The following is a 25,124-nucleotide window of genomic DNA, read 5'->3' on the forward strand; positions in this document are numbered from 1 at the left end:
CGTATTAATGCTCGGCGCCATTGCCCGGAAAATTTTCGGTTCAGCTAACGATCGTGAAGTCAAAGCCCTGCGGGCCACGGTCGAGCAAATCAATGCCCTGGAACCCGAAGTCGAAAAGCTTAGTGACGACGAACTGCGCGCCCGCACGGACTGGCTGCGCGAACGTCTGAAAAACGGCGAGACTCTTACCGATATTCTGCCCGATACATTCGCGACCATCCGCGAGGCATCCAAACGTGTTCGCGGCGAACGGCATTACGATGTCCAGTTGCTTGGCGGCATGGTTCTGTGCCAGGGCAAGATTGCCGAAATGAAAACCGGTGAAGGTAAAACGCTTGTTTCAACCTTGCCGGTTTATTTGAATGCGCTTGAAGGCAAGGGCGTTCATGTGGTGACCGTCAACGACTATCTGGCCCGCCGCGATGCGGAATGGATGGGCGAAGTGTATGGCTTCCTTGGTCTTTCGGTTGGCGTGATCATGCATGGCATGACCGATGATCAGCGCCGCGAGGCATATGCGCGTGACATCACCTATGCGACCAACAACGAGCTGGGCTTTGATTATCTGCGCGATAACATGAAGTTCCGCCTTGAAGACATGGTACAGCGCCCGTTCAACTTTGCGATCGTCGATGAAGTCGACTCGATCCTGATTGACGAAGCCCGTACCCCGCTGATTATTTCCGGTCCGGCCGAAGACAGCTCGGAACTGTATCGTGCGATCGATGTCCTGATCCCGAAACTGACCGAAGATGATTTCGAAAAAGATGAAAAAGCCCGTGCCGTTACCCTGACCGAAGACGGGACCGAGCACGCCGAACAGCTTTTGATGGAAATGGGCATCCTGACCGAAGGCACGCTTTATGACGTTGCCAACGTTCATCTGGTCCATCACGTCAACCAGGCCCTTCGTGCGCACAAGCTGTTCCAGAAGGACACCGATTACATCGTCAAGGACGACAAGGTCGTCATCATTGACGAATTTACCGGTCGTATGATGGAAGGCCGCCGTTATTCGGATGGCCTGCATCAGGCGCTTGAAGCCAAGGAAAAGGTCAAAATCCAGAACGAGAACCAGACGCTGGCATCGATCACGTTCCAGAACTATTTCCGTTTGTATCCGACCCTGGCAGGCATGACCGGTACGGCAATGACCGAGGCCGAGGAATTCGAAGAAATCTATGGTCTGCAGGTCGTTGAAATCCCGACCCATCGCCCGATTGCCCGTAAAGATGCCGATGACGAGATCTATCGCACTGCCAAGGAAAAATGGGTGGCAATTGCCGAACAGCTTGCAGATTGCCACGAACGCGGTCAGCCGGCACTGGTTGGGACCGTCTCGATCGAAAAATCGGAAATTCTGTCTGACCTTCTTAAGCAGAAGAAAATTCCGCACGAAGTTCTCAATGCCAAGCAGCATGAACGCGAAGCATTGATCGTTGCCCAGGCCGGTGCGCCCGGCGCCATTACGATCGCCACCAACATGGCCGGTCGTGGTACGGACATCAAACTTGGCGGTAACGTCGAGATGCGTGTCGAACATGAACTGGCTGACGTTACTGACGAGGCCAAGCGCGCGGCTGCAATTGAAAAAATCAAAGCCGAAGTCAAGGCCGATCAGGAAAAGGTTCTGGCTGCCGGTGGTCTGTTTGTGATTGGTACCGAACGTCATGAATCACGCCGCGTGGACAACCAGCTGCGTGGTCGTTCCGGCCGTCAGGGTGACCCGGGCGGTTCGAAATTCTATCTGTCGCTTGAAGATGACCTGATGCGTATTTTCGGGTCCGAGCGCATGGACGGGATGCTTCAGAAACTGGGGCTTCAGGAAGGCGAGGCGATCTACCATCCGTGGATCAACAAGGCGCTTGAAAAGGCCCAGCAGAAAGTTGAAGCACGTAACTTCGACATTCGTAAGAACGTTCTGAAATTTGACGATGTCATGAATGACCAGCGTAAGGTCGTTTATGAGCAGCGCCGTGATCTGATGCAGGCCAAGCATGTCGCCGAAGACGTGGCCGACATGCGTGCCGAAGTGATCGAAGAACTTGTCGAGAAATACTGCCCGGCAAAGGTTTACCCGGAACAGTGGGAAGTCGCGAGCCTGCATGAGGAAACCACGAGACTTCTGGGCCTTGATCTTCCGATTTCGGAATGGGTCAAGGAAGAAGGCATCGATCAGGAAGTCATGCGTGAACGCATCGAAAAGGCAGCATCTGAAAAAATGGCTGCCAAGGTTGCGAATTACGGCGCGGACATCATGCGTCAGGTCGAGAAAAGCCTTGTTCTTCAGTTGCTCGACCAGTCGTGGAAAGAGCACCTTCTGGCGCTTGATCATCTGCGTCAGGGCATTGGGCTTCGGGCCTATGGACAGCGCGATCCGCTGAATGAATTCAAGCGTGAAGCGTTCAACATGTTTGAAGGGATGCTGGCCAATCTGCGCGAACGTGTGACCCAGATGCTGTCACATGTTGAACTGCAATCAGCACCGCGTCCCGAAGACCTTGAAGCCCGTCGTCCGCAGCAGGAAATGCACGAAAACCGCGACGAACTTGAAGGCAGCGAACAGGGATCGGACAGCGCAACTGTTCAGTCGCGTCAGGCATCGGGCACCGTGAACCCGAATGACCCGTCCACCTGGGGGCGTGTCGCCCGCAATCAGGCCTGCCCGTGCGGTTCAGGCAAGAAATACAAACATTGCCATGGTCAGCTTGCCTGATTGCATCTGGTAATATCGATCACAAAACGCGCATTCTTCGGAATGCGCGTTTTTTTGTTTCAGTGGGGTATTTTAGCGTTGGGGTAAAGATGGCAGTTTATCACGCAGGAACTGCTCGACCGGATCTAGCACAGACTTGTTTGTCGTCAGATAAAAACCCAGTGCAATCAAAGTTCCGGCATGTCCGGTATCTTCGATTTCGACATATATTGCATCCGGGGCAAGGTCAGCTAGCTTGCGGGAATTGCGCGGGAAAACAGTTTGATCACGATTTCCGGTGATGAGCAAAAGTGGCGGCATGGATGAGAGGTCCATTGCGACCGGCTGACTTCGTTCGGGGGGCGTGTCGCCAAAGGCATTTTGGGTGGCCCGGACGTCATAGGGATAAAAGTCATAAGGACCGGATAACCCGATGACCCCGGCAATGTGACTTGGGGGCAAGCCGACTGATTTCAGATAATTCTGATCAGCAACCACCTGAACCGCGTTGTAAGCCCCGGCAGAATGACCAGCAAGAATGACCGGGCTCTGCTGTAATTGATCAGGGTTTTGTGCAGCATAGTCGCTTAGAAAACCGATGGCAGATGCTGTGTTTTCAAGAAAAGCAGGAAAGCGCACATTGGGGAAAAGCCGGTAATCCGGAATGGCAACCGCATACCCTAGCTGGTTGAACCTCTTGGCGATGAAGGCGTACTTTGCCCGATCACCAGAATTCCATGATCCGCCATAAAGCCAGATCAATAGTGGCGCGGGGCGGGCCGTCCTGTTTGGGAGATAAAGGTCCACAACCTGCCTGATGTCGTGACCATAAGAAAGACCATTGAAATCGGGTTCGTAGCTTCCCGCCTGCCAGGTGTTGTAGGCGCCAAGTTTGTCGCATCCCGTCAGCACAAAGAGCGCAAGAAGGGAATTGGCCGTGACGCCAAAGAAGCGTCGGAAACCGTTTTCATGCTGTTTTGTCGATCTGAAAGAAAAGAACATTCAATACCTGTCAGGGGACGAAATAGAGGTTTTTTATACGTTGCCTCAGGGATAACAGATTGAAGGATTAGATTTATTGCCAAAGTTGCCATATGGATTTTTCTGCACTTGGCGAAGCACATTGGCCGCGATAAAACATTGTCATGACAATACAACAACCAGACAAAGGCTGCATGTCGGTCGACTTGCGGCAGGGTAAAATACCCGGGAAAACAGTGTTTGTCAGTGCCGTGGCACTGGTGGATGCAGATCATCGCGTATTGATTGCGCAGCGCCCCGAAGGCAAATCCATGGCGGGGCTTTGGGAGTTTCCTGGTGGTAAGGTCGAACCCGGTGAAACCCCGGAAATGGCACTGGTGCGTGAGCTGAAGGAAGAGCTTGGTATCGATATTACCGAAAGCTGCTTGGCGCCTTTTACCTTTGCCTCATTTCCCTATGATGACTTCCATCTGATGATGCCGCTTTATCTGTGCCGCGTCTGGAAAGGGGAAATTACCCCGCTGGAAGGCCAGCAGGTAAAGTGGGTGCGTCCGGTGCGTCTGGGTGACTATCCGATGCCGCCGGCTGATGTGCCGCTGGTTGCGATGTTGCGCGATTTCCTGTGACCCGGACGCCTGTTAGGTGCGTAAGGTCTAGAGTCTGATAATGATATTGAAGTTGTGGGGAAGTGATGTCTGATCCGGTCCGTGCCTGTTTGATTATTATCGGCAATGAAATCCTGTCTGGCCGTACCCATGACAAGAACCTGCCCTATCTGGCAGAAGAGCTGAACAAGATCGGCGTGCGGCTGGCCGAGGCCCGTGTGATCCCCGATATCGAAGACACCATTATCGCCACAGTCAATGAATGCCGGGCGAAGTTTGATTACGTCTTTACCACCGGGGGCATCGGGCCGACCCATGATGACATTACATCGGAATGCGTTGCCAAGGCGTTTGGCGTAGAAATTGAACTCAATGCCAAGGCGCATGAACTTCTTAAAAGCCACTATGAAAACCCCGAAGACCTGAACGAGGCGCGTCTGCGAATGGCGCATGTACCGGTCGGTGCCGAACTTGTGCAGAACCCGATTTCAAAGGCGCCGGGTTTCCGCATGGACAATGTTTATGTCATGGCCGGTGTGCCGATGATCATGCAGGCCATGTTCCAGGGCATCAAACATCAACTGGTCGGTGGCAAGCCGATGGTGTCGCGCTCTGTCGGTGGTTATATCCCCGAAGGCACAATCGCCAAGATGCTTGCAGAAATTCAGGGAGATTTCCCGGATACCGATATCGGGTCCTATCCGTTCCTGCGCGAAGGGAAACTTGGCACGACTTTGGTTGTGCGCGGGGAAAGCCCAGATGATGTCAATCACGCAGCCGAGCGTATCCGTCTTGTAATTATCGAAAGCGGGCGTGAGGTCATCGAAGATAGCGGTACTGTCAGCGCCTAGCCCGGAACCCCGACTTCAATCCTCGATCCTATACGTCATGTCAGCTTTGACCAATTGCGTTTGGTCAAAGCATCGCGCGGGATGGATGTCTAGAATGGTTCTGACCTTGAACAAAGGACAGGGCATGGAACAGCATCACAACGACCCCGATCGCAATCCCGAACAGGATATTCGCAACAGCAAGGCTGCGCGTGAGGCCCGGTCGATCGTGCGCTTCATGATCGAGCATACTGCCTATGGCGGGTTTGGTGCCTTGGTGTTTGGTGGGCTGGTTCTTTATTTCGACATTGGTGGCATATACAGCCTTGCGATGGCATCGCGGGATGCGCCGATCTTTGTGTTTTTATTGTTTTTCGGACTGTTCGTTACCTTTGGCGGAATCAGTCTTGGCATCGGGATCATGACGCTTGGCGGTTTTTCCGATGATGACCGATACCGGGATGAACGATCCCGAAATCAAAGACATGATGATTAGGGGCAGGACCTGATAATTTGATCGGAGCGGCAGAGCTTATATCTGCAGGATATGCATCGTCGCGAAACCCTGAATGATTCCTCTCTGCTTTCCGGCGGGTTCGTTTGGGGCTCAGCGCTAATCCAAGCGACTACGCGAACCCAATTAAGAGGTCATGATCCGCGGGATCGGTAAGAAAAAAAAAGGCGCCCGACCAGGGGCGCCTTTGCTGCAAACTGGGGTGAAATATCCTGTTTGAATGCCCTCTTACGGGCGGTCTGCCCCGGACTTTTTGACGATGATGCGTGCCACGATCATCCCGATGATCCAGCCCGCCAACGGAACCACAAAAATATAGTCAAACAGCGGATGAGCGGTGTCACCGCCCGATGCCGCCAGAATAAAACCGACCCAGCCAGCCGTCAGCAAATAGCCCATGATCTTGAAATAGACACCGTTTGACAGGCCTTTCTTCTCAGGCTGCTCGGGGGTGTTTGGTTGGGTTTTGTCGGCGGACATCCTGGTATCCTTGTGTCTTGAAATTGGAATAGATGCGGGCGTTATCAGCGTTCAAGGGTCAGGGCATCGGGATCAATGCGATCCTGCCAACCTTCGCGGACCAGTTCGGGAACGATGTGGTCTTCTTCCGGATAGCCGATACACAAATAGGCAATCAGTCGCCAATGATCGGGGACTTCAAGGGTTTTGCCAACCACATCGGGTTCAAGGATTGAGACCCAGCCCACACCAATGCCTTTTACCCGGGCTGCCAGCCACAAAAGCTGAACCGCTGCCACAGCAGAATAATCAAGCATTTCAGGCATGGTCTTGCGGCCAAGCCCCATGCCGGCTTCGGTTTCTTCGTCGGCAAAAACGGCAAGCTGTACGGGGGCCTGATCCATGCCCTGAAGTTTCAGGGACGCATACATTTTTGCCCGTTCACCGTGATAGTCATTAAGCGCGTCATTGTTGGCGCGTTCGAAACTGTCGCGAATGGCTTTGCGTCGTTCGGGGGCATTGACCTTTACAAATCGCCAGGGCTGGCAATTGCCAACCGACGGCGCAAGGCAGGCTTCCTTGATCAGGTCATTGATATCATCTTGCGGGATCGGGTCGGTGCGGAACCGCCGCACATCACGCCGCCACAGCAACAGATCGATGAACTGTTTTTGAAAATTCCGGTCAAAGACCGGCGGGGTCAGGGTTTTGGTATCCACCGTGGACCGGTTTCCCGGATCTGGCTTGTTCATGGCGCAAACCTGCTGGAATTGGCGTTATTTCTGTATTTCTGTTTGCACCCTACCTGTCACAGGGGGGATCGCCAATAGCAAGATGCCGTCTTTGGTGATATTGGCGCTGCGCCAATGATTTGGGTTACATCCTAGAACGGGAAATCGATGGTAAGTAGCCCGGAATAGTCGCTGTGCCGGACTTCATAGGTGAATTTTCGGCGTACTTCAAAACTCAACTGGCCGGGAATTGCGCCCCAGTTCTGGGTAATGCCGCCGCCCGTATCGAGATACATATTCGTACTTTCAACCATCAGAAACGGCTGCAGGGTCACATAGCTTTGGGGCAAGTCGCGGGTCAGCGCGATTTCGGACCGAATACCTTCCAGCGGTTCGCTGTCGGTTGCGACTTCGCGGAAGCCGGTGATGCTAAGATCAAATTTCAGCGGGTCATAGCGGTATTCCGATCCGCCGTAATAACGTGTTGATCCGCTGCGTCCATAATTCTGGTTCAACAGCGAAATCGTTTCTTCCTGACCGGCAAAGGGCGTGATTTTGTGACGGCCAAGATCAAGGTCGTATCGTGCTTCAAGTGCTGCATCAAACAGCCTTGTCGTCGCGGTTTTTGCGGTGATTGTGCTGCCATCGGTCGCCCGCGCAGAGCCGATATATTCATGGGCGGTGATCATATCGCCATCAAGCTGCAAGCTTACCGGCAAGCCGCCAAAATCGTATTTCGAGGCAAACCCGATCGAGTTGGAAAACGTGTTGCTTTCGAGGCTTTCGGCATAGGGCACATCGCTTGGCGGGGAAGCAATGGCCGATTGGCTGATCATGCTTTTGCCAAAGCTCAGACTGCCGCGCAGATTAAGCCAGTCTGTCATGCGGGCGACGAAATAGGGGGAAACTGCAAGGTTGCTTTCGCGATATCGCAATTGCCGTGAGCCTGTTTCGCCCAGAGTATTGCCCCAGCCAATGCCAAGTCCAACGACAAGGCCGTCATCAAGCAAATAGTCAACGCCACTATCAATCGAAACCGAATCACCGCTTAATCCCGGATCATATCCGGCCCGGGTGATGCGGTTTTCAAGATCGGTGTGGTTTCCGACCACCCAGATGCTGATGGGGACGCGCACGGTGCGTGACTGCATGGGGAAGGTTCCCGCCGCACTGTCAAAATCGATACGCCGGGCAAGAGACGTTAGTGCTGCGCGACCGCCAAAGACTTCGACACTCGGGTCCGTGTTTGTATCAAGGTACAGCGACGGGGATGTTTCATCGGCCGGGTCAACAAAATCGTCAAACAACAGCGGCGATATGGTGCTTTCATACAGATCGTTGTCGATCTTGTCATAAAGCCGGTTCATATGACGTCGGCGGTTATCCGCACGGTTCAAGGTTTCGCTTCGCAAAATCAATGAATCAGGGCGAGCTCCGCCGTCGCCGGCAAGGGCCAGCGAGATCATCCTTGGGAGAACCCCGCGGTGGTAATACAGCGCAGCGGTTGCGATGCAAACCGTGGCCGCGAGGGCAGTTTTCAGATGCCGGTGCATGTGCGATACAGCGCGTTGATTGGTATCTGGCGCCATGTTGCAGGGCAAAAGTGCAGGGATTATGGAGTAAGGCGGGCAATTTTGCCGTAATCAGTATCTGGTGGCTGTTGATCGGGGATCATTTCTGTGTGATGCGATAAAGCGGCAATAGGATGTTGCACCAATTTCAAAGCCGCGCTAGAACCCTTTTTCCGGTTACAGGCCGGGTGCGACACGCAATGCGGGCGTGGCGAAATTGGTAAACGCAGCGGACTTAAAATCCGCCGGCCCTAAAGGCTTTGCCGGTTCAAGTCCGGCCGCCCGCACCATCTTTTACCGGCCATTTTTGATTGTCCTGAGCGGTTGCCTTTGATAGCCGGGCATCAAATTGGCCTGATTGCGCCATTAAATTACCTGTTTTGCATTTTAGCGTTTGCTTTCGCTGTCCTTTGGCCGTGTTCGCCATTGGACGTGGTTTGTGCTGCGCAAATTCAGGAGACAGAAAAATGATCCATCTGATCGCATTTGGCGTTATTGCCCTAACAGCACTGACCGTGGCCTGAGGCCAGTTTATCTGCCGCCAAATTCAGCAATCGGCGGCACCCGTTCTAATTCGTATCGATCCGGATTTGCTGCTTAAGTGGTGTCGGCTTGGCCTTTGCCAGGTGCTGGCGAATGTGTTCCATGTTCAGCCGAGATGCCGGTGATGTCGCGAAATAGAACGTTTGGGTGGCAACGGGCGTGTTGCTGATATGAATGACACGGCCAAGTTCAGGGTGGGCCTGTATCAGGGCGTCGGCCACAGATTTTTCCATCAACCCGCCATCGGCGCGCCTTGATGCCACCATGCGCAGGATCGAAAAATCGTCGACCACTTCCATGATGTCGACTTCGTCGCGGCGGTTTTCGAATTCATCGCCATACCAATATCCCGCACCCAGAGCGATGCGGTGTTCCCATAGTTGATCCGTCGGAAGCGGATAGTCACGATGCGACAGCAGTACCGTGTCGCTGATCAGAATCGGGAACTCGTATTCAAGACCGTAATTTTGCGCCTGTCCGGCTTCGGCACAGAAGATAACGTCGACATCACCGTTGCGTGCCGCATCAATTGCGCGCTTCCAAGGGTAAATTTCGATCCTTGTCTTGTATCCGAAGGATGCCAGCAATTCTTCGACGTAATCGACGAGAATACCCCCGGGGCTGTTGCCTTCGGTAACGTATGGCGGCCATGGGCTGCAGGATGCGACGATCTCGATGCCGGTTTCGCCACTGGCATGCCCGGCGGAGGGCAGGAAAAGGCATGCCGTTATCAGACATCCGATGATTTTCAATTTACGCAGCATCCAAAGGTCCCGGTCTCATGCATTGTTGTTTTTATGTATGGCGGGTGATCGGCTCTTTACAGGGCTGAAGTCGATACTTGCGGATTGTCTTTGACCCGGCTGTCCGGGAAGTGTTTGAAAAAACGGAAAACAGCGCGGTAAAATCTTGGAAAAGGTTTTAGGGCATCATAGCTGCGCGTTGTCTTTCGGGATGTGATGCATGGTGATGCGCTTCTCGTTCAAACCCCGTGTATCGATGATTTACCTGATGTAAATCGGTTGGGGCTACGGTCTGTTTTCGGACAGGGTCTGGCTTTGCCGGCCACAGGGGAAAAGATCGAGTGAACATGATCGAGAAAGAAGATGATGCACCGCGCAAAAAAGAACGGATTGGCAAATATGTTGCCCCCGAAGAGCGCGCTGCGAACATCGTAAAACAACTCGACGAGTTCCTGCGCAAAGGTCCGCGAAAGGGGCTGAAATATTCCCGCTGGCAGCAGCTTGCCTGGTACGAGATTGTCGATGAAATCAAACGCGCAGAAGCTGCGCAGAAAAATCAGGATACCCTGACCAAGTCCGCATTCCTGAGCCTTGCTATTGGGTTCGGAACAGTGGGGTTTTGGGGGCTGGTGCTTATGGCGGGGAACGGCCTGGGTGGTGTTGCTGCTGCTGTAATTGTCATTGCTGGTCTGGTGATCTGGCGGGCCATGTCCAAGGCCAAATGGTTCAAGTGAAGAAATGATCACGTTTTTCAGCTGTTGATCTGAGAAAACAACTTTTAATTTTATTAGCCGTCGTCAATATTGTGTTGGTTAATCCTTCAATGGTGGGGCGGTAATGTTTGTTGCTAAGTTTACTGGTGGCGTTGCGGAACAACACAAACTACCTGCGTATGAGGCTGGTAAATCAATGGAGGGCATTGCTAGGTCCCTTACGATGACAAACCATTACCTTTTTACCGGCGAGTTGCGACACCGATATCCGTTCGACCAATCATTGCAGGTGTTTCTCAGACCATCTCGTGCAGGTAGTTTTGAGAGTGTGTTTGAGTTCTACGTGAACAACGAGCAAGCTATCAATGCTACACTTGGTACGGTCTCATTGGGGCTCGTTGCCAACTTTGCGACGGATTTTTTCAAGTTAGTTTATTCTAAAGCAATTGGTAAAAAGGGAAAGCCGGACACAGAACTAGTCAAAAAGTTAGCAAAAGATAGAGAGGGCGACGTCGCGGCTGTAGTCGAGGCGGTAACGCCGGCTGCTTTAAGGGCGCATACGGTAATTGGAAACGGGTGTTCAGGGATTAGCATCATTAATGGTGACAACAATGTCATTACAATGGACAGTCAATCCAAAAGGTTCCTGGAAGAAACTCACAAAGACTATACTGATATTGTGGCGGCAGGGGTCGTCTCAGCTTTCAATGCAAATAATAAGACTGGGCGCGCCTATATCTATGAGGAAGCTAGGACTATACCGTTCAAGCTTGAACCTAATGTCGATGAAAAAACATTAGGGGCTATAGCTGTAAGTTTGAGTAGCTATATCTCTCGGATACCTGCCGACGTAAATATACTATTCTGGCGACAGCTCGCATATGATGGAACTATCAAGCAGCTTGTGGTTAGAAGAGTAAGAAAGCTGGAAGATTAGAAGTGAATAAGGATGCAGCCGAAACATTGGCCATCAACGCCATCGCCCATATTGCCGGGGATGAGGAATTGCTGCAAGGACTGATCGCGCAAACCGGGCTGGGGCTGGATGATCTGCGTGCCGGGATTACGTCAAACGAAGTGCAGCTTGGCGCACTTGAATTTCTGCTGTCGCATGAGCCGTTCCTGATGCGATTTGTTGATGATTCCGATTACGCGCCCGAAGATCCGGCGCGTGCGCAAATGGTATTGGCCGGTGGTCCGGTCTGGCAGGATTAGGGTGGCTATTTGCCGGGTTCGACAAGCACGGGTTTGTCAGGAATAGGCGGGCGTGGGTCGGTTCTGAGCAGGCCGTAAATGACCGAATCCCGGATGCCGATATGGGTAACCCATTCCCCGCGCAGGACGCCTTCCCGGGTAAAGCCAAGTTTTTCAAATGTTTTGACGGATGCATGATTGTCCGGGTCTATGTCGGCATAGATCCGGCGTGCTGTTGTCGTGGCAAAAAGATACTCAATGGCGACAGATAGCGCACGCGCAGCGATGTTTTGTCCCCGTGTGGCGGGCGACACCATACAGGCAGCTTCCCAGACATCCTTGTCATGGCCGGTGTTGAAAAGCGAAATTCGCCCGATGGCCGGGCCGTCGGGCGTCCGGGCAATGGCCCATGATGTCTTTTCGAACCCGGTGGTCCAGTCGGTCAGTTTTGCAATGGTTGCATCAATGTCTGCAAAGGCCGGTTCCGGAAGCCAAAGGCAGCATTGCGGGTCGCCGAATATGGTGTGCAATGCCGGGCCATCGGCAACCGGATCAAGCGGACGCAGGTAGATGGGGGAATGTGCCATTCTGTTTGGTGCCTGCCAGGCGGAATAACAAAACCGGTCAGCTCATAAAGGGCAGCGGCGCGCCACCATAAACGTAAAGCCAGATCAGCAGGCCACCACCAAGCAGGATGCGATAGATCGCAAACGGGGTGAAGCTTGAACGCTTCAACCAGCTCATCAACACTGCAATGGCAATAAGTGCTGTCAGGAAAGAAAGCCCGGCTGCGAGAAGCACGTCCTGGTTAAGGGCGATGTTCCCGGCCTGATGCAGGTCGATACCGGCCAAAAGACCCGCGCCCAAAATAACCGGAATGGACATCAGCATCGAAAACTGTGCAGCGTCGGAGCGCTCGTAACCCATAAAACGGGCAGCGGTCATGGTGATGCCTGATCGGCTGGTGCCCGGGATAAGGGCCAAGACCTGTGCCAGGCCGATAAACAGTGCGCCGCCCCAGCGCATATGTTCGAGCCGGTTGATCGTCATCCCGACCTTGTCTGCAATCCAGAGCAGGATCCCAAAGCCAAGTGTGGTCCATGCGATGATCTCGACAGATCGCAATTGTTCCTCGATGCCCGAGACCTTGAGATAGAAACCGACCGCGACGACCGGGATGGTTGCAAGCACAATGTGAATTGCCAGACGGGCACCTGCGTTGATTCGCCCGGTAAACAGCCGGACGAATCCGCCGAGCATGGCGAACACATCGCGCCAGAAATAGATCAAAACAGCTGCCAAAGTACCGACATGAACCGCAACATCTACCAACAAACCCTGATCCGGACTGCCGGTCAGGGCCGGTGCCAGAATGAGATGTCCTGATGAGCTGATGGGAAGAAATTCGGTGATCCCCTGGACGACTGCCAGAAGAATAATGTGCTGTAAGGTCACGCCGGCCTCTGTGCCTGTTCGCTTTAAAAACTCATCGCTTATAGCAGTTTAGCGTGATTCGGCGAAATGCATAAATAGTTCCATTTTGGTACTAATGAAACTTTATTGCGGGCCAAACCGGCAGTGATTTCTGGAAGACCCGAAAAATTGTGCGGATATTTATGTCAGGAAAGCTGACCTATAATGCATTTTGTGCTAGATTCTTGCGTATTTGGCACGTATACAGACCGAAACCCGCAACATAAAACCCTTCCAGAGGGCCGTCATGACAGAAAAGATGCTGAAATTTGTTCATCTCGAACAAAAATATCCGCACAAAAGAGAGGCGTCCGAGCGTCGGACAGACTTCAACGAAATCTATGAAGCATTCGAGGACGACAAGGCTGCCGATCAGGCGTCGCGTTGTTCCCAGTGTGGCGTGCCGTTCTGCCAGGCCCATTGCCCGCTTTATAACAACATCCCCGATTGGCTGCGCCTGACCACCGAAGGTCGCCTTGAGGAGGCTTATGCCATCTCGGCCGCAACCAACAACATGCCCGAAGTTACTGGTCGCATCTGCCCGCAGGATCGCCTGTGCGAAGGCAATTGCGTGATCGAACAGTCAACCCATGGTGCTGTCACCATCGGTTCGGTCGAGAAATACATCACCGATACCGCCTTTGCGAACGGTTGGGTCAAAGCCCCGAAACCGGCAAAGGAAAACGGCATGTCGGTCGGTATCATCGGCGGTGGTCCGGGTGGTATGGCGGCTGCCGAGCAGCTGCGTCTCAAAGGATATGAAGTCCATATCTATGACCGTTATGACCGTATGGGCGGCCTGCTGGTTTATGGTATTCCGGGCTTCAAGCTTGAAAAAGATGTGGTCGAGCGCCGGGTCAAGCTTCTTGAGGAAGGTGGCGTTATCATGCACACCGAATTCGAGGTTGGCCGCGACGCGACCCTTGATGATCTGCGCAAGAAGCATGACAGCATTCTGATCGCGACCGGTGTTTACAAGGCCCGCGAACTGAAACTGCCGGGTGCCGGTCTTGGAAATGTTTATCCCGCACTTGAATATCTGACCACGTCCAACCGCCATGGTCTGGGTGACAAGGTTCCGGCATATGAAGACGGAACGCTGAACGCCAAGGACAAGAATGTTGTCGTGATCGGTGGTGGTGATACCGCCATGGACTGTGTCCGTACCGCGATCCGTCAGGGGGCGAAGTCGGTCAAATGTCTCTATCGCCGTGACCGTGCCAACATGCCCGGTTCCCAGCGCGAAGTTGCCAATGCCGAGGAAGAAGGCGTCGAGTTTGTCTGGCTGACCAACCCGGAAGCCTTTGTCGGCGATGACAAGGTCACCGGTGTTCGCGCCGTGAAAATGCGCCTTGGCGCCCCCGATGCCGGCGGCCGCCAGAGCCCGGAAGTCATCGAAGGATCGAGCTACACCATGGATGCCGACATGGTCATCCTGGCACTTGGCTTCGAGCCCGAAGATCTGCCGACCCTGTTTGATGCGCCGGAACTTGGTGTGTCACGTTGGGGCACGGTCAAAATCGATTTCCGCACGATGATGACCAATCTTGATGGCGTGTTTGCTGCTGGTGACATCGCCCGTGGGGCGTCGCTTGTGGTTTGGGCGATCCGTGATGGCCGTGATGCGGCAGATCGAATTGATGAGTATTTGCTGGCGCGCAAAGAAGCTGCTGCTTAAGCCCGCTGCCGCATTAGGAGAGAGAAGTTATGAACAAGATCGTTCAGGACAAATTGGATCAGGGCCGCGGTGCTGCCGAGATCGCCCGTTTTGAGAAAAACGCGGCACATCTTGAAGCCAGTGGCATGTATGACCCGGCCGAAGAACACGCCAACTGTGGTGTGGGTCTTGTCGGTGCCATTGATGGCAAACCACGCCGCGAAGTGGTTGAAGCCGGTATCGAAGCCCTGAAGGCAATCTGGCACCGTGGTGCTGTTGATGCCGATGGCAAAACCGGTGATGGCGCTGGTATCCACCTTCAGATCCCGCAGGATTTCTTCAAGGCTTACCTTAAGGTGATCAACCAGGAAGCCCCGGAAAGCCTGATTGCAGTTGGTCAGGTGTTCCTGCCGCGTATCGACATGTCGGCACAGGAACGTTGCCGCGCAATCGTTGAAACCGAAATCCTCAAACAGGGTTATGGTATTCTTGGTTGGCGTCAGGTCCCGGTTGATGTTTCGGTCATCGGTGAAAAGGCAAACCAGACCCGCCCGGAAATCGAACAGGTTCTGATCGGTGTCCGTGACGATGTCGACGAAGAGAAATTCGAAATCGACCTTTATGCGATCCGTCGTCGTATCGAAAAGGCGGTTCTGTCCGAAGCGATCAAGGATTTCTACATCTGTTCGATGTCGTGCCGTTCGATCATCTACAAGGGCATGTTCCTGGCAGAAGATGTTGATACCTTCTATCCGGATCTGCGCGACGAACGCTTTATTTCAAGCTTCTGCGTCTATCATCAGCGTTATTCGACCAACACCTTCCCGAGCTGGCCGCTGGCACAGCCGTTCCGGGTTCTTGCTCATAACGGCGAAATCAACACGCTGCGCGGTAACGTCAACTGGATGAAAAGTCACGAAGCACGTATGGCGCACGAAGTGTTCGCCGACAGCATCGATGACCTCAAACCGGTTATTCAGCCGGGCTCGTCTGACTCGGCAGCCCTTGATGCGGTGTTCGAATTGATGATCCGTGCCGGCCGTGACCTTCCGATGGTGAAAACCATGATGGTTCCGGAAGCATGGTCGAAAAAGGCATCGACGCCTGACAGCTATAAAAACCTGTATGCCTATTGCAACGCTGTGATGGAGCCGTGGGACGGTCCGGCAGCACTTGCGGCATATGGTGGCAAATGGCTTCTTGGTGGTACGGACCGTAACGGTTTGCGTCCGCTGCGTTATGCGGTCACCGGTAACGGCCTTCTGATCGCCGGTTCCGAAGCCGGTATGGTGCATATCGACGAAGAAAGCTGCATTGAAAAAGGCCGCCTTGGCCCGGGCCAGATGATTGCCGTCAACCTCGAAGAGGGCAAGCTGTATCATGACCGCGAGCTTAAGGACAAACTGGCCAACCGTCGTGACTGGTCGAAATGGGTCGGTCGCACCAAGGTTCTTGATGATCTGATTTCGCCGGAACATACCGAGCCGTCGCATATCGAAAAAGAACGTCTGCTGCGTTTGCAAAAGGCGATGGGCCTGACCCACGAAGATCTTGAGCTGATCCTTCATCCGATGGGTGAAGACGGTAAGGAAGCCATTGGCTCGATGGGGGATGACACCCCGCTTGCGATCCTCTCGGATCGGTATCGCGGCCTGCATCACTTCTTCCGTCAGAACTTCTCCCAGGTGACCAACCCGCCGATCGATTCCCTTCGTGAAGCGCGCGTCATGAGCCTGAAGACCCGCCTTGGTAACCTTGGCAACGTTCTGGACGAAGATGAAAGCCAGTGCGATCTGCTTCAGCTCGAAAGCCCGGTTCTGACCAACGCCGAATATGACGCCATGCGCGGCTATATGGGTGACACGGCGGTCGAGATTGACACCACCTTTGACATCAATGGTGGCCAGTCGGCCCTGCGCGATGCGATTTCCCGTATTCAGCGCGAAGCCGAAGAAGCCGTTCGTGGCGGTGCATTACACATCATCCTGACCGATGAAGCGATCAGCGAAGAACGTGCAGCAATCCCGATGATCCTTGCGACCGGTGGTGTTCACAGCCATCTCGTGAAGACGTCGCTGCGTACCTATATCTCGCTGAACGTGCGTTCGGCAGAATGCATGGACGTGCATTACTTCGCGGTTCTGATCGGTGTTGGCGCGACCACGGTTAACGCCTATCTGGCACAGGAAGGTCTGCTTGACCGTTATGCGCGCGGCCTGTTCCCGAATGTGAACAGCACCGCCGAAGTCATGCAGCGCTTCAAGGCCGCAATTGATGCGGGCTTGCTCAAGATCATGTCCAAAATGGGCATTTCGATCATCAGTTCCTATCGCGGTGGCTATAACTTCGAAAGTATCGGTCTGTCGCGTTCGCTGGTGGCCGAATTCTTCCCGGGCATGCCGTCGCGTATTTCGGGTATCGGTCTTCAGGGTATCCAGCGCCGCACGATCGCCCAGCATAAAGAAGCGTTTAACGGCAATGTCGTCAGCCTTCCGGTTGGTGGCCTTTATAAATACCGTCGCAGTGGCGAGCGCCATGTCTGGACCGGTCCGCTGATCCATACGTTGCAGTCTTCTGTCACGACGGGCAGCTACAACACGTTCCGCAAGTTCTCGGAAGGTCTGCGTTCGCGTGAACCGCTGCATCTGCGTGACTTGCTTGATTTCCGTTCCGATCGCAGCCCTGTTCACCAGGACAAGGTCGAAAGCATCACCGAAATCCGCAAACGTTTCGTCACCCCGGGCATGTCCCATGGCGCATTGTCGACCGAGGCCCACGAAGCATTGGCGATTGCCATGAACCGCATCGGTGCGAAATCGAACTCGGGTGAAGGTGGTGAATCGCGTGAACGTTTCCGTCCGCGTGCGAACGGTGACAATGCGCGTTCCTCGATCAAACAGGTCGCGTCCGGTCGCTTTGGTGTGACGGCTGAATATCTGAACAACTGTGAAGAAATTCAGATCAAGGTCGCCCAGGGTGCAAAACCGGGCGAAGGTGGTCAGCTTCCGGGCTTCAAGGTCACGGTTGAAATTGCACAGCTGCGTCATGCGACGCCGGGTGTGACCCTGATTTCGCCGCCGCCGCATCATGACATCTATTCGATCGAAGATCTGGCGCAGCTGATCTATGACCTCAAACAGATCAACCCGCGTTGCCGCGTTTGCGTCAAGCTGGTGTCACGTTCGGGTGTTGGTACGATTGCAGCCGGTGTTGCCAAGGCAAAAGCCGACGTGATCCTGATTTCCGGTTATGACGGCGGTACGGGTGCAAGCCCGCAGACCTCGATCAAATATGCAGGCGTTCCGTGGGAAATGGGCCTGTCGGAAGTCAACCAGGTTCTGACGCTCAATAACCTGCGTGACAAAGTCAAACTGCGTGTTGACGGTGGCTTCAAAACCGGTCGTGACGTTGTGATTGGTGCGATGCTTGGTGCCGAGGAATTCGGCATCGGTACGGCTTCGCTGATCGCCCTTGGCTGCATCATGGTCCGTCAGTGCCATTCCAACACCTGCCCGGTTGGTGTCTGTACCCAGGATCCGGCCCTGCGTGCCAAATTCGTTGGTACGGCCGACAAGTTGGTCAACCTGTTCACCTTCATGGCCGAAGAAGTCAAAGACGTTCTGGCCGAGCTTGGCTATGACAAGCTGGAAGACGTGATTGGCCGCTCCGACCTTCTTCAGCAGGTTCACCGTGGCGCCAAAGACCTTGTTGACCTTGATTTGAACCCGCTGCTGGCACAGGCTGATGCCGGTGATCATGCACGCTTCTGCACCATCGAAGGCCGCAACGAAGTCCCGGATACCCTTGATGCCCAGATGATCAAGGATGCCCGTCCGCTTCTTGAAGACGGCGAGAAGATGCAGCTTCAGTACAACATCCAGAACACCCAGCGTGCAATCGGGACCCGGATGTCGTCACTGATCACGCAGAAATACGGCATGACCGGCCTGAAACCGGGCCATCTGCATGTCCGTCTGCGCGGTTCGGCTGGTCAGTCACTTGGTGCCTTTGCGGTTCAGGGGCTCAAGATCGAAGTTCAGGGCGATGCCAACGACTATGTCGGCAAAGGCCTTTCGGGCGGGACGATTGTTCTGCGTCCGCGGCCTTCCAGCCCGCTTAAGACCAATGAAAACACCATCATCGGCAACACCATTCTTTATGGTGCGACGTCGGGCAAATTGTTTGCTGCGGGTCAGGCCGGTGAACGTTTCTGTGTGCGTAACTCCGGTGCGACCGTCGTGGTCGAAGGTTGTGGTTCGAACGGTTGTGAATACATGACCGGCGGTACCGCAGTTATTCTGGGCTCGGTCGGTGAAAACTTCGGGGCCGGCATGACCGGTGGCATGGCATTCATCTATGACGTTGAAGGCACCTTTGCCGACGTCGTCAATGATGGCTCCATCCTGTATCAGCGCATTGAAACCCAGTATTGGGACGAACATTGCCGTTCGCTCATTGAAGAGCATGTTGCAGAAACCGAAAGCGGTTATGCACGTACGATCCTTGATAACTGGGATCGTGAACGCGGCAACTTCTGGCAGATCGTGCCGAAGGAAATCGTCGACAAACTGGAACATCCTATTCGCTCCGAGAGCGAAAACCAGGCAACTGCGTGATCTGATCACGCTTTTGCGCAAGCTCCCTTGTCCAACACACCTGGACAATTGAACTGGCCCCGTACTTCGGTACGGGGCACTTTTCTTTGTTCGTGACGGATGAAGGGAGCAGGCAAAAAGGCGGGCCTTTTGGTCCGCCTTTTATTTTGTGACGTTGCCAATGTTGCGGGAAGGTGTGCGAAAGGCGTCGCAAACAACGGATCGGTTCACGTCGGGCAATTCATAAAGATGGCCGAAAAGAGCATCAAAGCAGGATGTTAAGATAGGTCCCGCGACGCGCATTATGATCAATCTGATCGGTGGCAATCAGATTGCGCAGACGCGCAAGCTGGGCTGCAATGAAGCTGTCAGAAGATGGTTGGTCTGAATTGGCCGTAACACGACCACCCATGCCCGGGACACCTTGGGGGCGGGATCGTGCATCCTGAAGTCCCGTCTGGGACGAACCTGTTCCAATTCTGTTGGCGACCATTATACCGTCCAAATGCGCAATATCCCCCGAACCTTAGCACGGGGCTTGCTGCTTGTCATGACCGGGTATTTGAAAGCATTCAAATACAAAAAGGGGTGGTCGCAGACCACCCCCGGAGGAAGCTAACGAGAGGGAAAATCACGTTAGGATATTAACCTTGGTGCCGCGATGGCCACTGGTTTCAAGGGGCTGATGTTCGGTCACAATGGATCCGATAACCTTGGCCAGACCGGTTGCCTTGTTAATGGCACCTTCTGCTGCGGCAAAGGGCAGGGACGGGTCAGCACCACCATTCGGGGTGATGGCATCGTTAACAGCCTGTGCTGCGGCACCAAGTCCTGAACCTTGTACTGAACCGATCATCCTGACCTCTTCATGCTCGTGCGAAATCTGTCTGTTTATAAAGGTAGGGATGAAACAGATCAAAAAAAGTGACGGCTGTCACACCGGGCTGGTTACGAGCAGCTCATCACACAAAGAACCGCAGTCACGCCAATTGCTTAGCGGGCAACGGTATCGAAAGAATTTTTTAACCTTTGCGCGATAATCGCGGTTTGAAATGCTGTTGTTTGGCGAGGGACTCGGGCGGACTGGTGCCCGATAAAGCCGCGGATTTCCGGTTCGAATACGCCGCTGTCAGGTTTTCTGCCGCTCGGCACGCAAGGCCAAGGCATCATGGATGGCCTTTTGCAACTGGCTGGGGCGGAACGGCTTTTTGACAAACACGTAATTGCCGAGCAGCTTGTCGAGTTCCTTGCGCGAGCGCGCGGGATAGCCCGACATGAAAACAACGCCATAACGCGGGTTGCTGCGCAATGCTTCTATGACCAGTTGCGGGCCACTTCGGCCGGACATGACAACATCGGTCAGAATGACGTCAAACGGGTCATCCTGTTCGGCCGCACTTAGCAGGTTTAGCGCTTCTTCGGTGTTTTTGGCGGTTTCGGTTCTGAAGCCGACATCTTCAAGAATAATACGTGCGGTGGTGCGCAGTGCCTGTTCGTCATCGACAATCAGAACCCGCTCGCCATTGCCCGGGAATTTGTCGACTTCATCCACACGAAGGGCGGTCTCGCCGCCTGCTTCGGAGCGCGGCAGATAAACCGAGAAGGTCGTGCCTTCGCCTTCGATGCTTTCGACATTGATAAAGCCGTGTGATTCTTCGACCCAGCTGTGAACAATTGAAAGACCAAGACCAGTACCCTTGCCCGGTTCCTTGGTGGAGAAGAAGGGTTCGAAAATATTTTCGATAATGTCGTCGGGAATACCGGTGCCGGTATCCTGTACCGTAATGACAACAAATTCGCCTGCGACATCTTCGGGATAGGTATCTTCGTCCTCGTCGGGGTTGCGCTGGGCAAGGGGCGGGATTTCGACACTGCGCGACGATATTTGCAATGTGCCGCCATCGGGCATTGCATCACGCGCATTGATCGCAAGGTTAAGGATACAGGCCGAAAGCTGCGTCGGGTCGACACGGGTGTAAAGTTCCGGATTGTCCGACCAGATTTGCAGTTCAATCCGGTGTTCAAGCAATGTCAGCAGAAGTTTCTCCATCTCGGAGAAAATGCTTTGCACGCGGATATTGGTCGGCTGGTCAATGCGCCGCCGCGAGAACATCAGAAGCTGATCGGCAACACTGGTCGCACGTTCGCCAAGCGAGATGACGTGATCAAGATATTCCTTAACCCGTTCGGGATCATCAATTTTGGCACGCGCAACTTCGGCAAAGCTCAGAATGCCGGCAAGGCAGTTATTGAATTCATGGGCAACCCCGCCGGCCATCTGACCAACAGCTTCAAGCTTTTGGGATGTGGCAAGCTGACGCTGAAGAGCTTGCTGTTCTTCAGCGGCGCGATGCTGGGCGGTGATGTTGCTGCCGGTGCCGCGATATCCGTTAAATCGACCATCAAGCGAAAAGACCGGGACACCGTTGATGCGGCCATAATTCTTTTCGCCTTTGCGTGACGTCCAGGAAAATTCGACATTCTGGAACGCCATATGGGCATCAAGCCTGCGTTGCAGATAGTGCCAGCCTTCTGGATGTTCGGATGTCAGGCCAAGTTTGTCGAATGACTGCCCCTGTGGGGAGCCGTTAATTTCTTCGATCAGCTGATAGAATTTATAGGATGCGAACGCGATCTTGAGATCCGCACCCATTTCCCAGTACCAGTCCGCCGATGACAGAGTGAAGTCACGGAAACGTTCTTCGCTGTCGCGTAAGGCGTCCTGGGCGATCTGATGTTGCTGGGTTCGCCGTTCGAGGCTTTCGGCCATGGCATTCAGGCCGCGCTCAAGGGTTCCGATTTCATCGCGTCCCATCGGTGTCAGCCGCGAGCTCAGTTTGCCAAGCTGGATCTTGTTCACGAACTGGGCTGCTGAAATCAGGCGCCGAAGAACGGTTTGCTGTGTGAACAGGAAAATCAGCGCAGATGTCATCAGAATACAGATTGCCGATCCGATCAGCAGAACCGACTGCATCTGGCGCTGGCTTTCTTCAAGGCCCTTGGTCGAGACTTTGAGAAACACATACATGAATGGCTGATTGGCATTCAGGCTGAAAAGCGGGGTGATCGAAACGATGCTGTGACCATCGACGTCATCAACTGTAAACAGCGCCGGCTCGGTCATATTGGGGCGCAATTCATCTGACGGGAAATCCGGAAGAACGTCGGTTGAACTGCCGATCAGAAGCGGATCAATCGCATGATAAATCGTGCCGTCAAAGCCGATTGCCATGGCTTGCTGCAAATGATCGCCAAGCAGCAATTTCATCTGCTTGGCATCACTGAGAATGGAGACCTTGAGCTGTTCGTCCTGAATCAGGCGGCCGGGGGTGCTGATCTGTTCTGCAATGCGCCGGTCAATTTCGGCACCGAAATACTGAACGTAATAGCCGCCGAACAATCCAAGCAGGATGGTTTCGACAATCACAATCGCCAGTGCGATCTTGAAAACCAGGCTGCCGATCATTCGGTCAAACAGCTTCTTCACGCCTCGTCGTCCCCCTGACCAATGATCCGAGCCCGTGCCGATTACTTTTGCTCAATATAATATTGGCTCGGGTTGGTCGGTGCCGGTGTTGCATAACTCCAGGCCGCCGGGATTACCTTTGGAACGTTGTGGAAGTTTTTGGCGACCACGCCTTTCCGGTTTGGCGGCAGAGCGATGCCCATAACGTAAAACTGATCGGCGCTGATGTCGAGGATGTCGCGCATCAGTTGATTTTGTTTTTCTGCATTCGCGGTTTCCTTGAGCTGGTTATAAAGGGCCAGCTGCTTTTGGACCGCTTCAGGTGGCGTCATGGCATCGGGGCTGTTCGGGTTGACGTACCAGTTGGCCCAGCCGGTTGCAAACCATGATGATTCGGCCGACATCGGAAGATAGTTGATCGGGATAACCATGGCATCAAGCCCGCCATCACCGCCCCAGGCACTTGCTTCGTGGTCGTTGCGTTCACGCAGCGAGACGAATTCGTCGCGGGGCAGGTTTCTTGCGGTAACGTCGATACCGATATCACGCCAATACTGGATGACGGCATCAAGCATCGCGAACCGGTCGGCACCCTCTGTGTCGATGGTGAATGACAAGCGTTTGCCATCCGGACGCAACAAGAAGCCATCCTGATCCTTTTCCATCAGGCCGGCCTTGGCCAGATAGTCCGTTGCCAGTGCCTGGTCATAATGGATGTATTGGCGGGCAAGAACGGTGTGGTAAAGCGGGCTTTCCGGGCGTGGTGCCGCCTGATGGGGCAGGGCACCGGGCACGAAACGCGCAATGATGTTGTCACGGTCAATCGCATGTGAAAGCGCGATCCGGAAATCCTTGTTCTGGAAAATCTTGCGCAGTACCGGGTCCTTGTCATTCAGATTCAATGACAAGGTCAGAGTGTTCATATCGCTTTCAATCAGCGTGAATGGCAACAGATTGTCATTGGCAGCCAGAACTTCGTCCGCGCGTGTGCTGACATGGCGTTCCTGCATATTGACCTTGCCGGCGATCGCGGCATCCCCCGCGGCACTTTTCGACGGAACCAGGGTAAAGGATACCTCGTCGATATAGGGCAGCTGACGTCCGGTCGGATCTATTTTCCAGTAATAGGGATTGCGTTTGGCGATCAGTGGGTCGTCTTTGCCATAGACACCGGTCAGGACCCAGGCATTCAATGTCGGAACATCGGGATTAAGCCAGCGCGACGGATCGTCGATCGTTCCCGGATTGCCAAAGACATCAATGAAGCGATCTTTCCAACCCGCGAAGCCAAGAGCACGGGCTTCTTCATCCGCGTTCGGATTATATTTGGGCAAAAGCGGCTTTAAAAAATGTGCCGGATAGCTGACCGGTTCAACGCCTTCTGGCCGGGCAAGTGCGGTCGGGAACAGGCCATAAGGCGTGCTGAAGCGGAAGGCGACGGTATTTTCGTCGACTTCATCAATCTGAACGGCGTTTCCGCCAGCCGTCAGCCATTCGGGAACCGCATCGGGAAAGGCCGGGTTCAGCAGAATGTCTTCGTACCAGAACGTAATGTCATCAGCGGTAAACGGCGCGCCATCAGACCAGCGCATGCCAGGACGCAGACGGAAAAAGAACTCGGTCGCGTCGCTGCTGGGCTGGAAGGAAAGGGCAACGTTCGGAATGGTCGACGTCCATTGTGGCGTCCAGCGCAAAAGCGGCTCGTAACCGATGTTGCGGATCAACAATGCCTGGTCGCGCTGATCGCGCTGGGCCATTTTCCAGGTGCCGCCATAGACGCCAATTCGATCGTTTGGCGTGACAATCATCGGCGTGGTTGGTAGACGATCTTTGACAGGGGGAAGTGTTCCGGCGGCAACTTGCGACGCAAGGATCGGGGATTCACCAAATTCCACGGCACGCGCTTCCGGGATGTTGACCAAAATGGTCCCCAGTGCGGCGATCAATATGTACTTAAACTGCTTCAAAGAAACTGAGCCCCCATCGTGTTGCCGTTTGATCGAAGGTATCGGCAAAACTATTCAAAGGTGGTGAATACCCTGAGTGGATACGAAGGTAAATACACCAGTGGGCTTGATAAACCCCAAAATGACAGGAATTGAACTTTCCTCCTGCGAAACAATTTACTTAATTGGATTGTTCTATTGGTGTTTTTACAATGGGTTGTATCGAATGGTTCGGTCTCTATCACGGCAAACCCCGCAGAACTGAAAGGTTTTGACGACAAGTTGAAAACGTTCGAGGGTGCGGAGCGTGTTATCCTGGGTTGAGATTTTTTTGGTCACCGGGATCGTTTGCTCATACATATCCTACTAAAGTTTAATATCCGCTAATTTAGGTTTTCCGGCTTCCCG

20 protein-coding genes and 1 tRNA gene are annotated in these 25,124 nt (G+C 53.8%); 10 read left to right on the forward strand and 11 right to left on the reverse strand.

The genetic code is table 11. From position 1 onward, the window contains the following. Window positions 1-7 precede the first annotated feature (7 nt). Window positions 8-2,716 (forward strand): preprotein translocase subunit SecA, encoded by a 2,709-nt coding sequence (secA, locus tag M9H61_RS16310; protein ID WP_250281701.1) that lies wholly within the window; start codon window positions 8-10, stop codon window positions 2,714-2,716. 72 nt (window positions 2,717-2,788) lie between these two features. Here secA and M9H61_RS16315 read toward each other — a convergent pair whose 3' ends face one another. Continuing rightward, a complete protein-coding gene (locus tag M9H61_RS16315) occupies window positions 2,789-3,697 on the reverse strand; it encodes an alpha/beta hydrolase (RefSeq protein WP_250281703.1) in 909 nt (302 codons plus the stop codon). A gap of 173 nt (window positions 3,698-3,870) precedes the next feature. On the opposite strand from M9H61_RS16315, the gene mutT reads away from it, so the two are divergent. The 3 genes from mutT (at window position 3,871) to M9H61_RS16330 (ending at window position 5,607) form a co-directional block, all read left to right on the forward strand. Next, a complete protein-coding gene (gene mutT, locus M9H61_RS16320) occupies window positions 3,871-4,302 on the forward strand; it encodes an 8-oxo-dGTP diphosphatase MutT (RefSeq protein WP_250281705.1) in 432 nt (143 codons plus the stop codon). A gap of 65 nt (window positions 4,303-4,367) precedes the next feature. Continuing rightward, a complete protein-coding gene (locus M9H61_RS16325) occupies window positions 4,368-5,132 on the forward strand; it encodes a molybdopterin-binding protein (RefSeq protein WP_250281707.1) in 765 nt (254 codons plus the stop codon). A gap of 124 nt (window positions 5,133-5,256) precedes the next feature. After that, window positions 5,257-5,607, forward strand: coding sequence for a hypothetical protein (locus M9H61_RS16330; protein WP_250281708.1), 351 nt, complete (start codon window positions 5,257-5,259; stop codon window positions 5,605-5,607). A 246-nt stretch (window positions 5,608-5,853) separates the two neighbouring features. Here M9H61_RS16330 and M9H61_RS16335 read toward each other — a convergent pair whose 3' ends face one another. The 3 genes from M9H61_RS16335 to M9H61_RS16345 form a co-directional block, all read right to left on the reverse strand. Next, complete coding sequence (locus tag M9H61_RS16335; RefSeq protein ID WP_101245329.1) at window positions 5,854-6,105, reverse strand: hypothetical protein; 252 nt, start codon at window positions 6,103-6,105, stop codon at window positions 5,854-5,856. Window positions 6,106-6,149: 44 nt separating this feature from the next. Next, a complete protein-coding gene (gene bluB / locus M9H61_RS16340; protein ID WP_101245330.1) occupies window positions 6,150-6,836 on the reverse strand; it encodes a 5,6-dimethylbenzimidazole synthase in 687 nt (228 codons plus the stop codon). A 131-nt stretch (window positions 6,837-6,967) separates the two neighbouring features. After that, a complete protein-coding gene (locus tag M9H61_RS16345) occupies window positions 6,968-8,212 on the reverse strand; it encodes an autotransporter domain-containing protein (RefSeq protein ID WP_250281711.1) in 1,245 nt (414 codons plus the stop codon). Between the two features lie 376 nt (window positions 8,213-8,588). On the opposite strand from M9H61_RS16345, the gene M9H61_RS16350 reads away from it, so the two are divergent. Next, window positions 8,589-8,676 (forward strand) — tRNA-Leu (locus tag M9H61_RS16350). A 279-nt stretch (window positions 8,677-8,955) separates the two neighbouring features. On the opposite strand, the gene M9H61_RS16355 is transcribed toward M9H61_RS16350, so the two are convergent. Further along, the gene (locus tag M9H61_RS16355) at window positions 8,956-9,693 is read right to left on the reverse strand and encodes an ABC transporter substrate-binding protein (protein WP_250281713.1); all 738 of its coding nucleotides are present in this window, start codon (window positions 9,691-9,693) and stop codon (window positions 8,956-8,958) included. 326 nt (window positions 9,694-10,019) lie between these two features. On the opposite strand from M9H61_RS16355, the gene M9H61_RS16360 reads away from it, so the two are divergent. The 3 genes from M9H61_RS16360 (at window position 10,020) to M9H61_RS16370 (ending at window position 11,600) form a co-directional block, all read left to right on the forward strand. Then, a complete protein-coding gene (locus tag M9H61_RS16360; protein WP_228195133.1) occupies window positions 10,020-10,406 on the forward strand; it encodes a hypothetical protein in 387 nt (128 codons plus the stop codon). A gap of 103 nt (window positions 10,407-10,509) precedes the next feature. Next, window positions 10,510-11,322: a hypothetical protein gene (locus M9H61_RS16365; RefSeq protein WP_250281714.1), complete on the forward strand. Its 813-nt coding sequence runs from the start codon at window positions 10,510-10,512 to the stop codon at window positions 11,320-11,322. A 2-nt stretch (window positions 11,323-11,324) separates the two neighbouring features. Continuing rightward, on the forward strand, window positions 11,325-11,600 hold the full coding sequence (locus M9H61_RS16370) for a DUF3572 domain-containing protein (protein ID WP_250281716.1): 276 nt from the start codon (window positions 11,325-11,327) through the stop codon (window positions 11,598-11,600). Between the two features lie 5 nt (window positions 11,601-11,605). On the opposite strand, the gene M9H61_RS16375 is transcribed toward M9H61_RS16370, so the two are convergent. After that, window positions 11,606-12,166 carry a GNAT family N-acetyltransferase gene (locus tag M9H61_RS16375; protein WP_250281719.1) on the reverse strand — a complete coding sequence of 187 codons (561 nt, stop codon included), beginning with the start codon at window positions 12,164-12,166 and terminating at the stop codon, window positions 11,606-11,608. A 37-nt stretch (window positions 12,167-12,203) separates the two neighbouring features. After that, window positions 12,204-13,034, reverse strand: a complete 831-nt coding sequence (locus tag M9H61_RS16380) for an undecaprenyl-diphosphate phosphatase (RefSeq protein WP_101245335.1) — start codon at window positions 13,032-13,034, stop codon at window positions 12,204-12,206. Window positions 13,035-13,299: 265 nt separating this feature from the next. On the opposite strand from M9H61_RS16380, the gene M9H61_RS16385 reads away from it, so the two are divergent. Beyond that, complete coding sequence (locus M9H61_RS16385; protein ID WP_101245336.1) at window positions 13,300-14,730, forward strand: NAD(P)-dependent oxidoreductase; 1,431 nt, start codon at window positions 13,300-13,302, stop codon at window positions 14,728-14,730. A gap of 29 nt (window positions 14,731-14,759) precedes the next feature. Beyond that, window positions 14,760-19,325, forward strand: a complete 4,566-nt coding sequence (gene gltB / locus M9H61_RS16390; protein ID WP_250281721.1) for a glutamate synthase large subunit — start codon at window positions 14,760-14,762, stop codon at window positions 19,323-19,325. Window positions 19,326-19,569: 244 nt separating this feature from the next. Here the strand turns inward: gltB and M9H61_RS16395 are convergent, their stop codons facing one another. The 4 genes from M9H61_RS16395 to M9H61_RS16410 form a co-directional block, all read right to left on the reverse strand. Further along, window positions 19,570-19,716 carry a hypothetical protein gene (locus M9H61_RS16395; RefSeq protein WP_233432961.1) on the reverse strand — a complete coding sequence of 49 codons (147 nt, stop codon included), beginning with the start codon at window positions 19,714-19,716 and terminating at the stop codon, window positions 19,570-19,572. A gap of 219 nt (window positions 19,717-19,935) precedes the next feature. After that, a complete protein-coding gene (locus tag M9H61_RS16400; protein ID WP_101245338.1) occupies window positions 19,936-20,160 on the reverse strand; it encodes a hypothetical protein in 225 nt (74 codons plus the stop codon). Between the two features lie 273 nt (window positions 20,161-20,433). Further along, window positions 20,434-22,791, reverse strand: coding sequence for an ATP-binding protein (locus M9H61_RS16405; protein WP_250281723.1), 2,358 nt, complete (start codon window positions 22,789-22,791; stop codon window positions 20,434-20,436). A 41-nt stretch (window positions 22,792-22,832) separates the two neighbouring features. Next, a complete protein-coding gene (locus M9H61_RS16410) occupies window positions 22,833-24,737 on the reverse strand; it encodes an ABC transporter substrate-binding protein (RefSeq protein WP_250281725.1) in 1,905 nt (634 codons plus the stop codon). Window positions 24,738-25,124 lie beyond the last annotated feature (387 nt).

The sequence above is a fragment of the Thalassospira sp. GO-4 genome (assembly GCF_023588965.1).
GTDB classification, from domain to species: domain Bacteria; phylum Pseudomonadota; class Alphaproteobacteria; order Rhodospirillales; family Thalassospiraceae; genus Thalassospira; species Thalassospira povalilytica.